The 14847-nt window shown below is 68.9% G+C and carries 14 protein-coding genes; 12 read left to right on the forward strand and 2 right to left on the reverse strand.

The features are described from left to right. Positions 1-195 precede the first annotated feature (195 nt). The 11 genes from KCH87_RS43255 (at position 196) to KCH87_RS43305 (ending at position 11051) form a co-directional block, all read left to right on the forward strand. Positions 196-1425 (forward strand): extracellular solute-binding protein, encoded by a 1230-nt coding sequence (locus tag KCH87_RS43255; RefSeq protein WP_210593440.1) that lies wholly within the window; start codon positions 196-198, stop codon positions 1423-1425. A 34-nt stretch (positions 1426-1459) separates the two neighbouring features. Next, positions 1460-2452, forward strand: coding sequence for a carbohydrate ABC transporter permease (locus KCH87_RS43260; RefSeq protein WP_210593441.1), 993 nt, complete (start codon positions 1460-1462; stop codon positions 2450-2452). Beyond that, positions 2449-3312: a carbohydrate ABC transporter permease gene (locus tag KCH87_RS43265; protein WP_210593442.1), complete on the forward strand. Its 864-nt coding sequence runs from the start codon at positions 2449-2451 to the stop codon at positions 3310-3312. Before KCH87_RS43260 ends, KCH87_RS43265 begins: the two co-directional genes overlap by 4 nt. A gap of 36 nt (positions 3313-3348) precedes the next feature. Further along, positions 3349-4863 carry a beta-N-acetylhexosaminidase gene (locus KCH87_RS43270; protein WP_210593443.1) on the forward strand — a complete coding sequence of 505 codons (1515 nt, stop codon included), beginning with the start codon at positions 3349-3351 and terminating at the stop codon, positions 4861-4863. Between the two features lie 52 nt (positions 4864-4915). Next, positions 4916-6334: a cellulose binding domain-containing protein gene (locus KCH87_RS43275; RefSeq protein ID WP_210593444.1), complete on the forward strand. Its 1419-nt coding sequence runs from the start codon at positions 4916-4918 to the stop codon at positions 6332-6334. A gap of 336 nt (positions 6335-6670) precedes the next feature. Next, positions 6671-7183 carry a lytic polysaccharide monooxygenase auxiliary activity family 9 protein gene (locus KCH87_RS43280; RefSeq protein WP_210593445.1) on the forward strand — a complete coding sequence of 171 codons (513 nt, stop codon included), beginning with the start codon at positions 6671-6673 and terminating at the stop codon, positions 7181-7183. A gap of 103 nt (positions 7184-7286) precedes the next feature. Then, on the forward strand, positions 7287-8012 hold the full coding sequence (locus KCH87_RS43285; RefSeq protein ID WP_210593446.1) for a chitinase: 726 nt from the start codon (positions 7287-7289) through the stop codon (positions 8010-8012). Positions 8013-8321: 309 nt separating this feature from the next. Next, a complete protein-coding gene (locus tag KCH87_RS43290; RefSeq protein WP_210593447.1) occupies positions 8322-8780 on the forward strand; it encodes an SRPBCC family protein in 459 nt (152 codons plus the stop codon). Between the two features lie 150 nt (positions 8781-8930). Continuing rightward, a complete protein-coding gene (locus tag KCH87_RS43295) occupies positions 8931-9173 on the forward strand; it encodes a DUF6411 family protein (protein ID WP_210593448.1) in 243 nt (80 codons plus the stop codon). Between the two features lie 181 nt (positions 9174-9354). Next, entirely contained in the window at positions 9355-9723 is a 369-nt protein-coding gene (locus KCH87_RS43300) for a low affinity iron permease family protein (protein ID WP_210593449.1), read from the forward strand. Positions 9724-9860: 137 nt separating this feature from the next. Then, complete coding sequence (locus KCH87_RS43305) at positions 9861-11051, forward strand: MFS transporter (protein WP_210593450.1); 1191 nt, start codon at positions 9861-9863, stop codon at positions 11049-11051. Positions 11052-11070: 19 nt separating this feature from the next. On the opposite strand, the gene KCH87_RS43310 is transcribed toward KCH87_RS43305, so the two are convergent. Together KCH87_RS43310 and KCH87_RS43315 are read right to left on the reverse strand one after the other, a co-directional pair. Continuing rightward, positions 11071-11487 (reverse strand): universal stress protein, encoded by a 417-nt coding sequence (locus tag KCH87_RS43310; protein WP_210593451.1) that lies wholly within the window; start codon positions 11485-11487, stop codon positions 11071-11073. A 1-nt stretch (position 11488) separates the two neighbouring features. Further along, complete coding sequence (locus KCH87_RS43315; protein ID WP_210593452.1) at positions 11489-12988, reverse strand: APC family permease; 1500 nt, start codon at positions 12986-12988, stop codon at positions 11489-11491. Between the two features lie 127 nt (positions 12989-13115). Between KCH87_RS43315 and KCH87_RS43320 the strand changes: the two genes are divergently transcribed. Then, on the forward strand, positions 13116-14822 hold the full coding sequence (locus KCH87_RS43320) for an ATP-binding cassette domain-containing protein (protein WP_247197681.1): 1707 nt from the start codon (positions 13116-13118) through the stop codon (positions 14820-14822). Positions 14823-14847 lie beyond the last annotated feature (25 nt).

Genomic DNA, 14847 nt, shown 5'->3' on the forward strand with positions numbered 1-14847 from the left:
TCCCGCTCCTGGCTGGCCTGCGCGCTAAAACCCTGGAAAGCACGGGGGGTTGACGCCTCTATTGGTCTATGCCACCTTCATCCCCACATCAAGAGGTGAGCTGTCCAGTGAGCCTCACTGGTCAGGTGGTCAGGTCATGTCCTCCAGAGGTGAACCGTGAAGCTCCGCTTGTTTGCCGGCGTATCCGTGCTCGTGATGACTGCCGGGCTGAGTGCCTGCAGCAGCTCCTCCGATGCTTCCGACGACAGCTCCGACGGGAGCACCACCATCGACGTCTGGCTGATGCGCGACAGCGTCTCGGCCGCGTTCCAGAACGAGTTCGTCAAGGGCTTCGAGACCGCTCACCCGGACATCAAGGTCAAGGTGCAGATCCAGGAGTGGGACGGCATCGGCGAGAAGGTGACGGCCGCCCTCGCCAGCAATGACGCACCGGACGTCATCGAGACCGGCAATACCCAGGTCGCCCAGTTCGCGCAGAGCGGGGGGCTGCTCGACCTCAGCGACAAGGTCGACGAACTCGGCGGGAAGGACTGGCTGAAGGGCCTCGCCGAGCCCGGCTCCTACGAGGGCAAGCAGTACGGAATTCCGTACTACGCCGCCAACCGTGTCGTCATCTACCGCACCGACCTCTTCAAGGCGGCGGGTATCGACGCGGCCGCCATCAAGACCCGCGACCAGTGGATCTCAGCCACCGAGAAGCTCAACACCGGTGGCACACAGGGCATCTATCTGCCGGGCCAGACCTGGTACGCACTCGCGGGCTTCATCTGGGACGAGGGCGGCGACCTCGCCACCGAGTCCGGCGGCAAGTGGAAGGGCAGCCTCGACACCCCGGAGGCGATCCGCGGCATGGAGTTCTACGAGAAGCTCCAAGCCCTCGGCAAGGGCCCCAAGGACGCCGACGAGGCCAACCCTCCGCAGGCGGACGTCATGGCCAAGGGGAAGATCGCCCAGACCATCGCGACCCCCGGCCGCGCCGGCGTCATCATCGAGAACAACCCCGAACTCAAGGGCAAGCTCGCCTTCTTCCCGATCCCGGGAAAGACCGCCGACACCCCCGGCTCGGTCTTCATCGGCGGCTCCGACCTCGTCATCCCCACGGCCTCCGCCAAGCAGGACGCGGCCTACGCCTTCATCAAGGAGCTCACCGGCGACACCTGGCAGAAGAAGCTCGCCGTCGCCATGAGCTACGTCCCGAACAAGACCACCCTCGCCTCCGCGGTCGCCTCCGACCCGGGTGCCGCCGCCATGGCGGTCGGCGCAGCCGAAGGACACGCCACGCCCAACACCCCCGGCTGGGCCGCCGTGGAGGCCAAGAACCCGATCAAGGACTACATGACGGCCGTACTCACCGGAGGCGACCCCCAGAAGGAAGCCGCCGGTGCGTCCGACGCCATCACCACGGCGTTGAACTCCGGTTCCTGAACGGCCCAGTCCCCGCACCGGAAGGAGGAGCGCCGTGTCGGCCGCCGTACGAGAGCAGACCACCCCCCGTCCCCCACTCGGCACCGGGCCACTTCGGCGCTCCACCGGCCCCGGACCGCGCCGCCCGGCGAAGGCCGCCGGTCGCGGGATCTGGCCGTACGTCCTGATCGCGCCCGCGATCCTCGGCACGCTCTACCTGCTCGTGTATCCCCTGGTACGCGCGGTGGTGATCTCGCTCCAGGACTTCGGACTGCGCCAACTCATCGTGGGCGACGCGCGTTTCGTCGGATTCGAGAACTACAAGACTCTGCTGGGCGACGGCCTCTTCTGGGAGGTCGTACGCCGCACCTTCCTCTTCATGGCGGTCAACGTCGCCCTGATCATGCTCCTGTCCACGCTGGTCGCGCTCATGATCGAGCGGCTCGGCCGGTTCGGCCGGACCGCGGTCCTCAGCGCGCTCGTGCTGACCTGGGCGATGCCCGTCATCGCGGCGACCACCGTCTTCCAGTGGCTGTTCCACTCGGAGTTCGGCGTCGTCAACGCGGTCCTGACCGACCTGGGCTTCGAATCCTTCGACCGCTACCCATGGTTCGCGCACGGTCCGGCCGCCTTCGCCATCGTGGTCGTACTCGTCGTGTGGCAGTCCGTGCCGTTCGCGGCGATCACCCTCTACTCGGCCCTCACCACCGTCCCCACCGAGCTGTACGAGTCGGCGCGGCTCGACGGAGCGTCCGGCCCGCGGATCTTCCGCTCCATCACCCTCCCGATGATCCGGCCGATCTTCATGCTCGTCTTCTCACTCGAAGTGATCTGGACCTTCAAGGCGTTCGTCCAGATCTGGGTGATGACCAACGGCGGGCCCGGCGACGCGACCACGATCCTGCCCGTGTACGCGGTGCAGACCGCCCTGTCGAGTCAGCGCTACGACCTCGGATCGGCGGCCTCCATGGTCACCGTCGTGCTGATGTCGGGCGTGCTCGTCTTCTACTTCCGCCAGATGTTCCGCCAGGAGGACGAGCTCGCATGAGCACGACCACGACCCGGCCCCGCATCCCACGCACCCGCCGTGTCCGCCGCCTGCCCCTGAACGCCGCCGCCGTCGTCACGGTCGTGGTCTGTCTGTTCCCGGTCTACTGGATGGTCGCCACCGCGTTCACCCCGACCCGCGACATCCAGTCCGACAGCCCCCGGCTGTTCCCGGAGTCCTGGACGTTCGACCACTTCCGCGCCGCCGTCGGTGCCGACGGCTTCGGCCTGTTCTGGCGCAACAGCATCCTCGTCACGCTGACCGCCGTCCTGCTCGCCCTCGTCATCGCGCTCGGCGCCGCCTACGCCGTCGCCCGGATGAAGTGGAAGGGGCGCCGGCAGTTCATGCTCATGGTCTTCATCGCCCAGATGGCGCCCTGGGAGTCACTGATCATCCCGGTCTACATCATCTCCCGGGACACCGACATGCTCGACCGGCTGCCGACCCTGACCCTCGTCTACTTCATGATGACGCTGCCCTTCACCGTCATCGTCCTGCGCGGCTTCATCGCCACGATCCCCCCGGAGCTGGAAGAGTCCGCCCAGGTCGACGGCTGCACCCGGCTCGGGGCGTTCCGGCACATCGCGTTCCCGCTGCTGGCACCGGGCCTGATGGCCACTTCACTGTTCGGCTACATCACGGCCTGGAACGAGTTCACCTACGCCAACTTCCTGATCATCAAGCAGCAGGACAACCGCACCCTGCCCGTCTGGCTGTCCTCGTTCCAGAACGTCTTCGGCACCGACTGGGGCGCCACCATGGCCGCCTCGACCCTCTTCGCCGCCCCGGCGCTGGTGGTGTTCCTGCTGCTTCAGCGCCATGTCACCTCCGGCTTCGCCGCCGGCGCAGTCAAGGGCTGACCCCCATACCCCCGCGACCCGTTCCGGAGGCGAACCATGCCCGCACTCGTACCTCGTCCCACCGAGGCCGCGTTCCGGCCAGGCCACTTCACCCTCGACGTCGACACATCACTGCACATCGGCCAAGGCGCCGAACCGGCCGCAGAGCTGCTGCGCACCCTGCTCTCCCCCGCCACCGGACTGGCTCTACGGCCGTCCCCGGACGGCCAGTTCGCCCTGGCGCTCGACTCCGGCCTCAGCGAGCTGGGCGAAGAGGGATACGCCCTCGTCATCGACCCGAACGCCGTACTGCTGCGCGCCGCGCATCCCACGGGTCTGCTGCGCGGCATCCAGACGATCCGTCAACTCCTGCCCCCGCAGGCCCTGTCGGAGGCCCCGCAGCGGGGCACGCGATGGCTGCTGCCGTGCGCCGACATCACCGACGTCCCGCGCCACCCCTGGCGCGGCACGATGCTGGACGTGGCACGCCACTTCCAGCCCGTCTCCTATCTGCGCCGCTACGTCGACGTGCTGGCCCTGCACAAGATCAGCGTGTTCCACCTGCACCTCACCGACGACCAGGGCTGGCGCATGCCGGTGGCCGCCTACCCCAAACTCACGGAGGTCGGCGGCCGGCGCGCCGAGTCCCAGATCGGCCCGGCAGGCAGCGACACGTACGACGGCGTCCCGCACGGCGGTTCGTACACGCGGGCCGAACTCGCCGACCTGGTCCGGTACGCGGCCGCTCGCGGTGTCACCGTCATGCCGGAGATAGAGATGCCCGGACATGTACGCGCCGCCCTCGCCGCCTACCCCCGACTGGGCAACCACCCCGAGCGCACCCTCGACGTCTGGACACGCTGGGGCGTGTGCGACACCGTCCTCGGCGTCCACGACGAGGCCCTCGACTTCTGCCGCACCGTCCTCGACGAGGTCATGGACGTCTTCCCCTCGCCGTACATCCACCTGGGCGGCGAGGAGTGCCCCACCACCGAGTGGACGCACAGTGCCGCCGCACGCGAACGAGCCGCCACGGAGGGCTTGGCGAACCCGGAAGCCCTGCACGGCTGGTTTCTCGGCCAGATCGGCGACTTCCTCGTCCGGCACGGACGCCGCCCGGTCGGCTGGGCCGAGACCGGCGCCGAACTGCCCCTCGACTTCACCGTGATGACCTGGCGCGACGCGTCCCACACCCTGACGGCCGCCCGCCGCGGCCACCCCGTCGTCAACGCGTACCACCGGGCCTCCTACCTCGACTACGCCCAGTCCGACGACCCGCACGAGCCGCCGGCCCAGCCCGGCGCCGTCGTCGATCTGGCCGCCGTCCACGGCCACGACCCCGTACCCGAGGACGCCGACGCCCAGGCGGCCGGGCGGGTGCTCGGTACGCAGGCGCAGCTGTGGACGGAGTTCGTGACGACGCCCGCGCACCTCGAATACCTCACGTACCCGCGGCTCTGCGCCCTCGCCGACCGCAGCTGGAGCGGAGCGACCGACTGGGCCGACTTCCGGTCCCGACTCGGCGAGCACACGGCCCGACTCGACGCCCTCGGCGTCCGTTACCACCCCTGACCCCTCGACGTCCCGTTCCGGGAAGCCCCCACCGTTCTGGAGAGGAACAAGGATGAGACTGACGAAGAACCGGCTACGCGCCACCGCTCACACCGCCGTCGCGGTGGCCATGGGCGCCGCCGCGCTCACCGCACTCCCCGCCACCACCGCGAGCGCTGCCGCCGACGGGCTCAGCGTTCAGTACCGTACGAGCGCCACGGGAGCCAGTGCCGACCAGGCCGAACCCTGGTTCAAGGTCAAGAACACCGGTGGCACGAGCGTGCAGTTGAGCAGCGTCAAGGTCCGCTACTACTTCAAGGCCGACTCGGCCGGCGCGAGCTATCGCTTCGCCTGCTCCTGGGCCGTCAAGGGCTGCGCCAACGTCACGGGCACCTTCGGTACGCTCGCCAACCCGACCGCCACGGCAGACCGTTACCTGGAGATCGGCTTCACGTCCGGTGCCGGCTCGCTCGCCCCGGGCGCCGACACCGGCGACCTGCAACTGCGTTTCTACCAGTCGACATGGGCGCCGCTGAACCAGAGCGACGACTACTCCTTCGGCGGCTCCCAGACCGCGTACGGCGACTGGTCCAAGGTCACGGCACAGCTGACCGGAAACACTCTGTGGGGCACGGCCCCCGCGGGCAACGAGCCGACGGACCCGCCCACCGATCCTCCGGCCGACGGTGCCTCGCTGTTCGACGACTTCAACTACAGCAGTCACAGCGACCCGAACATCTCGGCGCACGGCTGGAGCGTGCGTTCCAACTCCGGCGGCCCCGGCGTGCCCGGCGCCACCTGGGCCCCCGAGAACGTCACCTTCGCCGGCACGGGCGGCAACTCCATCATGAACCTGGAGACCTCGACCGCAGGCACCGGAGCGAGCACCGAACAGACCGAGATCCTCACCCAGGCCAGGAAGTTCAAGAACGGCACCTACGCGGCCCGGGTCAGGTTCAGCGACGCGCCCAGGTCCGGCCCGGACGGCGACCACCTCGTCCAGACGTTCTTCACCATCAACGACCTCACGGCACCGATGGCGGACGACTACGCCGAGTACGACTTCGAGTACCTGCCCAACGGCGGCTGGGGCGAGCCGTCGAACATCCTCTACACGACGTCCTGGGAGACGTACCAGCCCGACCCGTGGGTGGCGGTCAACCAGCACACCGAGGCCCGGCAGAGCTTCGCCGGCTGGCACGACCTGGTGCTGACCATCGACAACAGCACCATCAAGTACTACATCGACGGACAGCTCTTCGGCACCCATGACTCCGCGTACCTGCCCGAGCGGCCGATGTCGATCAACTTCAACCAGTGGCTGATCGACCTCGCGGGCCAGACCAGCACCACCGCGCGGGCGTACGACCAGCAGGTCGACTACGTCCTGCACGTCAAGGACCAGGTCCTCACGCCGGCGCAGGTCGCCGCCAAGGTGACGGCGTACCGCGGTGCAGGCACCACGTTCGAGGACACGGTCCCCAGCAGCTGACGCCGCGGCCCGGTGACGGGGCGAGGGTGGCCACGCACGTCGGAGCGCACGCACCGACGTGCGTGGCCCTTCGCGATCGCCATGCCGACCGCGAGTGAACGATTTTCCCAACGGCCCTATCGGACCACACCCTTGACGTGACCACGCCCACGGGTATGGTCTAGTCCAAGTAGCAAATCCCCTCCGGGCGGGCGCACCCCATTGCGTCTGCACACGGGATTCGCTCTGCACGCCTTCGCACTCCTGGCCCCACCCACGAGAAGTCGACCCGCGTACCAGGTTCCCCACAACCCGGTACATCCGCGGCAAGACCTGTAGTGAAGGAGACACACGCACATGAAGAAGAAGACAGCCGTACTCATCGGCGCGGCGCTCGCCCCGGTGATCGCCGTGAGCCTGCCCGCAGCTTCCGCGAGCGCACACGGCTACATCTCCAACCCGCCCAGCAGGCAGGCACAGTGTGCCGCCGGGACGGTCAGCTGTGGCGACATCAAGTACGAGCCGCAGAGCGTCGAGGGTCCGAAGGGGCTGACGAGCTGTAGCGGCGGCAACTCCCGCTTCGCCGAGCTCGATGACGACAGCAAGGGCTGGAAAGTCACTCCGGTGAGCAGCAGCACTCAGTTCCAGTGGACCCTGACGGCCAGTCACGCCACCAGCACCTGGCAGTACTTCGCCGGCGGACAGAAGATCGCCGAGTTCAACGACAATGGCGCCCAGCCCGGCTCCACCGTCACCCACCAGGTGAACTTCGGCGGCCTCAGCGGCCAGCAGAAGGTGCTCGCCGTGTGGAACATCTCCAACACCGCCAACGCCTTCTACGCCTGTATCGACGTCAACGTCGGCGGCTGAAGCAGCAGTTCACCGGCGGACCCACCCCCCACCCACACCCCCCACCACTCCCCTCCGAGGGGAGACACGCGCTCTCGCGCGCCTGATCCATGGAGTGATCCCCATGCGTCGACGTACGTTCGGGCTGCTGACCGCGACCGGTTCGGCTGCCCTGCTCTCCTTCATGACCCTCGCCGTACCCGCGGAGGCGGAACAGTCGGCGGCTGCGGCCGATTTCGTCGTCAGTGAAGGCCAGTTCAACCAGATGTTCCCGAGCCGGAACTCGTTCTACACGTACAGCGGTCTCACGGCCGCGCTGAGCGCCTACCCCGGCTTCACGACCACCGGCAGCGAAACGGTCCAGAAGCAGGAGGCCGCGGCCTTCCTGGCGAATGTCAGCCATGAGACGGGCGGCCTGGTCCACGTCGTCGAACAGAACACGGCCAACTACCCGCACTACTGCGACGCAAGCCAGCCGTACGGCTGTCCCGCGGGCAACGACAAGTACTACGGCCGTGGACCGATCCAGCTGAGCTGGAACTTCAACTACAAGGCGGCGGGCGACGCCCTGGGCATCGATCTGCTCAACAACCCCGACCTGGTGCAGAACGACTCCGCGGTGTCCTGGAAGACCGGACTCTGGTACTGGAACACGCAGACCGGCCCGGGGACCATGACGCCGCACAACGCCATGGTCAACAGCGCCGGATTCGGCGAGACCATTCGCAGCATCAACGGCAGCCTGGAGTGCAACGGCGGAAATCCGTCGCAGGTACAGAGCCGCATCGACAAATACCAGCAGTTCACCCAGCTCCTGGGCGTCGACCCGGGCGGCAACCTGAGCTGCTGACGCGCGAGGCACGAAAGCACGCGGCTGTCGGTGAAGGGAGCGGTCGACTCCCTTCACCGACGGGGGCGAATCGATCAGCCGCGCCGCGACGCGGAACTCTGGGGCAGCGTCCTTCTGGTCGTGCCGCTCGCCTCGCTGGATGCCCGGCACTCCCGTAAAGTCGAAGTGCTGCTACGACGGGGGCCGGCGGTACCGCGCGGCTCCCGCGTTCGTTCGCGCGTGCGCGAGCAGATTCACGCGGCCCGGGGGGCCGTCTGACGTCCGCCGAGGGGACGCAGGCGCGTTGCGGCTCGACCATCAGGAGTGCCCATGTCAGGACAGTTCGAAGCGCTGGTCGAGGTCGATCGGCCCGTCGAGGAAGTGTTCGCCTACCTCGCCGACGGACGCCACGATCCGGAGTTCAGCCCCCGGGTGCTCAGGATCGAGCGGGTCCCCGACGCACCGACCTCCGTGGGGACGGTCTTCCGGAGCACCGTCAAGGATGCCGGGATGAAGTCCGCCAGGGAGTTCCGCATCACCGACCTCGAAGCCCCGGTGAAGATCCGGTGGGCCGAGGTGTCGAAGAACAGCGTGACGGCACGCGAAGGCGGCTACGACCTGGAGTCGCTGGAGGGCGGCACGACTCGGGTCCGCATCTTCAACGTTCTGGACGGCCACGGCCTGGGCAAGCTCCTCGTCGGCCTGGCGCTCACCGCCGCCCGCAAGGACGCCGACAACTTCGGCGCCCGGATCAAGGCAGCAGCCGAGGCGTCGATCGCTCCACACTGACGCACGTCGGACGGGACGGATCCTCCGCCACCGTTGTCCCGGTCTTCCAGATCAGTCCGAAGACGCGCCTGACAGCATTCAGTCCTTCGCGGTACGCATTGCCGTGACGGGGCACTCGTCTCTCCCTCAACCAGTCAAGGGAGCAGATTCATGATGGTCGTCGGCATAGTCGCCGTATGTGTGGTCCTGGCCGTGCTGGCCTTCCTCGTCCCCCGTTTCTCCCGCCACCCCGAACGCGGCACGCAGCGCTCGCTCGGCGTCGGTGCGCGCGCAGGCAACAAGGCACCCGGCGTCCTCGGCAGGTTCTTCAGCAAGCCCTTCCGCACCAGCTCACGCGCCGTGAGCCGCAGCGGTTCGGCCGGCCGCCGCACCCGCGGCCGTATGCCCCTCTGACTCCGCCCAGGCGAGTGGAACGGAGCGAGGACGGGTTCATCGAGGCCGGATCGCCGCCGACGTGACCCGGAAGTACGTACCAGAGAGGACTTGTGGTGAGTGAACGGCTCGGCGATGTGTCCGGCTGGTCCCTGGGGGCCCCTGCTGACCGGAGTGCCTCGTGAAGCGGGCAGGCGATCTCATGGCACCTCAGCATCCCGCGCACCGTGACGGCGACCGGCAGGGCCGGTTCACGCGCCTGGCGGAACACGCCTCGAACTTCACGAGCTCTCCCACCTTCTTCGGCGTGTGCCTCGTTCTGGTCGCCGGCGCGATCACCGCGCACCTGCTCAAACTGCCCACGCAGTGGCTCCTGGTGGTGGGCGAGGCGATGTCCGCAGTGTCGCTGCTGCTTCTGGCACTGCTGAAGAACTCCGAACGGCGAGCCGAGCACGCCATCCAGCGCAAGCTCGACGCCATCGCAGCCGCGTTGCTGGAGATCCAGCGGCAGGAACCGGGAGCCGCCGGCGAGGAACTCCGCCAGGCCGTCGGCATGGAGAACCAGACCTGACCCGGCGCACGGCCTGGGGCGCCATCGCCTGGACCACGGCGACATCCACGTGTGCCGTCCTGTCCTGACGATCTCGCCCCGACACGGCGGGTTCGGCACACGCCCCGGGCTCTCCCCTACGGGTTACCGTCGGCGCCATGGACAGTGATCGCCGAGGGTGGCGTGCGTGCTTGCTCGGTGGGGCGGTGTTCGCCGTGTGTATGGCAGGCACCACGCTGCCGACCCCCCTCTACCCCCTCTACCAGGAGAAGTTCGGGTTCTCCGAGCTGACGGTCACCGTCGTGTATGCCGTGTACGCCTTCGGGGTCATCGGCGTGCTGCTGCTGGCGGGCAATGCCTCGGATGCCGTAGGCAGGCGTCCGGTGCTGCTGTGGGGCCTGGGCCTCGCGGCCGCGAGTGCCGTCTGCTTCCTGTCCGCCACCGGGCTGGGCTGGCTGTATGCGGGGCGGCTGCTGTCGGGACTGTCCGCCGGTCTGTTCACCGGAGCGGCCACGGCGTATGTGATGGAGCTGGCACCACATGGCGGCGCCTCGCGGGCCACGTTCGTGGCGACGGCCGCCAACATGGGCGGACTGGGCTGCGGTCCGCTGCTCGCCGGGGTGCTCGCACAGTACGCGCCGTGGCCGCTGCACCTGCCGTTCGTCGTACACCTCGCCCTGATCGCCTGCTCGGCCATGGTCCTGCTGTGGCTTCCGGAGACCGTACGGGAGCGGTGGCCGCTGCGCACCGTACGGCCGCAGCCGCCGGGCCTGCCCGCGCAGGTGCGGGCGGTGTTCGGGCCGGCGGCGACCGCATCGTTCGCCGGTTTCGCGTTGTTCGGTGTGTTCACGTCGGTCAGCCCGGCCTTCCTCACGGAGTCCCTGAACGTGCACGACCACGCCGTGAGCGGGCTGGTCGTCGCGCTGGCCTTCTTCGCCTCGACCGCCGGGCAACTGGCCGTCGGCCGGTTCGGGGTGGCGCGCTCGCTGCCACTGGGCTGCGCCGGACTCCTCGCCGGGTTGGCGCTGCTCGCGGGCGCGCTGCGGTGGGACCTGCTGGCGCTGTTGGTGCTGAGCGCGATCGTCGGCGGGGTCGGACAGGGACTGGTGTTTCGCGGGGCGCTGTCCGCGGTGGCCGAGGCGTCTCCGGCGGACCGGCGCGCGGCCGTGATCTCGACGCTGTTCGTGGTGGCCTACGCGGGCATCTCGGTGCCGGTCATCGGTGTGGGGGTACTGACGGGTCCGATCGGCCTGGAGAACGCGGGGCTGGTGTTCATCGCGTGTATGGCCGTCCTGGTCTCTTCCGCGGCCGCCTATCTGCTCCGACGGCCGGTAGGGGCAAGCGCGTGAACGCCTGAGCCGGCAGCCCTCACTCCTCGGGCGGGACGCAGAGGACCGGCACGCTCGACATGTGCAGGAGCTTGTGGGGCGTCGAACCGAGGAGGGCGCCGCGTATCGGGCTCTCGCCCCAGCTGCCGACGACGATGACGCGTGCTGCGTGGCGGGTCGCCGCGTCGATCAGGGCCTGGGCCGGCTTTTCGTCGATCACCTCGACGATGGCCGGTACGCCGGCCCGGTCGGCCTCCACGACCGCGTGCTCCAGACCGGTGCGGCCCACCTCGCGGATGGCGTCGTAGTGGGACCTGTACTCCTCGCCCGAGGGACCGGGGGCCGCGGCGCCGTAGACCAGTACGAGCCGCTCGTCGAACGCGGCGGCCACCTCGACCGCGATGCGCAGTGCGCGGGCGGCGCCGGGGGATTCGCCGTATCCCAGGACGACCGACATCTCAGGACTCCTTGCCGTGGACCAGGGCGGGGTCGGCCACGCTCGGCCGCTCTGCCCAGAACGCGGGCGCCCGCAGACGCCACACGATCATGATGAGCACCCCGGTGACGGCGATCCCGATGCCGATGACCAGCGGGGGGCCCAGGCCGAGCCACGAGGTGCCGCTGTAGGAGTTCTCCGGATCGGACATGTCGGAGACCGACTTCACCAGGAGCCACGCCAGCAGTCCGGACCCGACCAGGGGGCCGAGGCCGATCAGCAGGAGGTTGTGGACGCTCTCGAAGAGATGGCGACGGTAGTAGACCGCGCAGGCGAGGCCCGTGAGCGCGTAGTAGAAGGCGATCAGCAGCGAGAGCGCGGTGAGCGAGTCGAAGAGGGCGTTGGCGCTGATCTGGTTCACCACGAGATACCAGGCGATGGCGATACCGGCGACCCACCAGGTGCTCACGTCCGGGGTGCGGAAGCGCGGGCTGATGTGGCCGTAGTGCGCGGGTAGCGCCCGGCGGCGCGCCATGGACAGCGCCGTACGCGACGCCGGGATGATCGTGGTCTGCGTGGAGGCGATGGCCGATGTGGAGACGGCCAGCAACAGGAGCCAGTCCCAGCCGCCCAGTACGTCCGTGGCCAGCTGGGCGAAGACGAACTCCTCTTCCCCGGCGTTCTCGGCCAGGAACGCCGGGCCGGCGTAGGCGACGACCGCGAACCCCACGGACACGTAGGTCACCAGCAGGATGACGGTCGACCAGAGGCCGGCCTTGCCGGGGGCGGTCGCCGAGTCCTCTACCTCCTCGGTGAGGTTGACCGCCGATTCCCAGCCCCAGTAGATGAAGACGCCCAGGAGCAGCCCGCCGGTCAGCGCCGCGCCACCGGCACCGAACGGGTTCAGCCAGCTGAACGCGGGGTCGACCGAGTCGTACTTGCTCGTGCCGGCATAGACGCTGTGGAGCGCCACACCCACAAAGATCAGCAGACAGGCCACCTGCGCCAGGATGAGGACGTTCTGCACCTTGGCCGAGAGCTCGGTGCCGATGACGCACACGGCCGTCATCACGAGGATGAGCAGTACGGTGAGCAACTGCCGCACGAAGGTGTTGTCCACCCAGCTGTCGAGGCCGAAGGCAAGCAGGGCGAAGGTCACGCCCACATCGGCGAGCGAACCCACGACCAGGACTCCGGTCATCGCGATGGCCCACCCACCGAGCCAGCCTGCCCAGGGGCCCATGGCTCGGGTGACCCAGGAGAAGGTCGTACCGCAGTCCTGATCGACCTTGTTCAGGTAGTAGAACGCCGAAGCGATCAGCAGCATCGGTACGAAGGACGCGACCATCACGCCGGGCGCGTAGATCCCCACCAGGGCGACGACCGGGCCGATGACGGCCGCGAGGGAGTACGCGGGAGAGGTGGAATTGAGCCCGATGACGAGGGCGTCGACGAAACCGATCGCATTGGCCTTCAGCCCCGCGGGTCGCCCGGCGGGCGCGGCATCCTCGGCGGCGGCCATGTTCCCTCGCTCCGGTTGAGCCCAGACAGAACGGAGAGATATATGCCCTCATCGTACCGCTGTGTCCTCGAAGAGGTCACCGTCACCAACACTGACCGAGCGAAGGCCGCCCTGGCATGCTGCACCCATGTCGACGCCGCCGATGCACCCACGCGCACCCATCGATGTACCCGTTCCTTCCGTCAACGGCCTGCGCCTACGGGCGCGTCGGGTGAGCCGGGAGGTTCGCGGGGTCGGTCGGGTGCTGCACGACATATCGTGCGATGTCGCTCCGGGACAGCTCACCGTGATCGCCGGGAGCAGTGGTGCGGGCAAGACGGTTCTGTTGCAGACGCTGGCGGGGCTGAGCGCGCCGACCGAGGGTGAGGTACTGCACGACGGGGCGCAACCCGGGCCGCCGGGGCCGGAGTTCGGGTTCGTTCCGCAGGAGGACATCATCCACCGCGAGCTGCCCTTGCACCGGACGCTGGTGTACGCGGCGGGCCTGCGCATGCCTCCGGGGACGCCGACCGAGACCGTCACCGCCCGCGTGGACCGGGTCCTGGACACCCTCGGCCTCTCGGACCGGGCCGCCACACCCGTACGCGCGCTGAGCGGCGGTGAACGCAAGCGGGCCAGTATCGCCGTCGAATTGCTCACCCGGCCAAGGGTGCTGTTCCTCGACGAACCGACGTCCGGTCTCGACCCGGTCACGGGGGCGGCCCTGCTGCGGACCCTGCGCGCGCTGGCCGAGGACGGCACCACCGTTGTGCTGACCACCCATGTCCTCGCCGATCTGCTCCGCTGCGACCAGGTCGTGTTCCTCTCCTCCGGTGGCGAGGTCGCGTACGCGGGTGAACCGGCCGCGCTGTGCGGGGCGTTCGGGGCCCGCACCGTCGAGGAGGTGTACGAGGCGGTGGCCGGCGGGGCGCGCGTCGAGCGTGCCACGCCCGACGACGCCGACCGGTCTGATGCCGTGTCACCGTCTCCGAGAGCGCCGCGCGTTGGTGCCCTGAGCCAGTGGGCGCTCCTCACGCGTCGCGGTACGGCGCTGCTGCTCCACAACCGGCTTTCGGTCGCCGTCCTGGCGGGGTCGCCGGTGATGATCGTGGCGATGTTCGCGGTGCTGTTCCGCGCGGGCGCGTTCGATCCCGTCGCACCGGATCCCGGGTCGACGGCGATGATCATGTTCTGGATCGCGTTCGGCGCGTTCTTCTTCGGGCTGACGTACGGCCTGCTTCAGATCTGCACCGAGTTGCCCGTGCTGCGCCGCGAATGGCTCGCGGGGCTGCGGATCGGCCCGTACATCGCCTCGAAGCTCACAACCATGCTGCCGGTACTCGCCCTCGCCGATGCGCTGCTGCTCCTCGTGCTGCGGGCCCTGGACCGGCTGCCCGCGGCGGGATGGGGCACGTACGGGTCGCTGTTCGCGTCGAGTGTGCTGGCCTCCGCTGCCGCACTCTCGCTGGGACTGCTCGCGTCGGCAGCGGTGTCGGAGCCCGGACAGGCGACGCTGATGCTGCCGCTGCTCTGTTTTCCGCAGGTGCTGTTCTCGGGGGCGTTCGTGCCCGTCCCTCGGATGACGGTCGCCGGGGAGGCGATCAGCTGGGCGATGACCAATCGCTGGGCGTTCGAGGCGCTGGGCAGTGGGGTCGGTCTGGAGCCGCTGTGGCGTGCGGGCGGCTCGCCGCTGGGGCCGCCGCTGCTGGACTCGTACGGCGACTCGTTCGGGCATCCGGCGGACCGGGGGTGGCTGATTCTGGCGGGCTTCACACTGGTGTTCCTGGTCTTGACCTGGCTGATTCTGGTGCGCAAGTGCCGGGACGGGGCGGCGAGGAGCCGGGCGGGGCGATGAACTCTCGGCCGGAGACCACTCCTCG

It is taken from the genome of Streptomyces sp. GESEQ-35 (genome assembly GCF_017948485.1).
GTDB lineage: Bacteria > Actinomycetota > Actinomycetes > Streptomycetales > Streptomycetaceae > Streptomyces.